1 rRNA gene is annotated in these 272 nt (G+C 52.6%); it reads left to right on the top strand.

Annotation, left to right across the window (positions count from 1 at the left end):
• Positions 1-272, top strand: a 23S ribosomal RNA gene (locus VG543_RS21215); the annotation flags it as partial.

Below are 272 nucleotides of genomic sequence, written 5' to 3'. Positions count from 1 at the left end.
TGAAATTGAAATCGCTGTGAAGATGCAGCGTTCCCGTGGCAAGACGGAAAGACCCCGTGAACCTTTACTATAGCTTTACACTGAACGTTGAGTTCGTCTGTGTAGGATAGGTGGGAGGCTATGAAACCATGGCGCCAGCTGTGGTGGAGCCATCCTTGAAATACCACCCTGTCGTGCTTGACGTTCTAACCTGGGCCCATTATCTGGGTCGGGGACCGTGTATGGTGGGTAGTTTGACTGGGGCGGTCTCCTCCTAAAGAGTAACGGAGGAG

The sequence above is a fragment of the Stenotrophomonas sp. CASM101 genome (assembly GCF_049384845.1).
In the GTDB taxonomy this organism is placed as follows: domain Bacteria; phylum Pseudomonadota; class Gammaproteobacteria; order Xanthomonadales; family Xanthomonadaceae; genus Stenotrophomonas; species Stenotrophomonas hibiscicola.
Note: the sequence above shows the minus strand (reverse complement) of the source record. Positions and strands in the feature narration are given on the sequence as shown.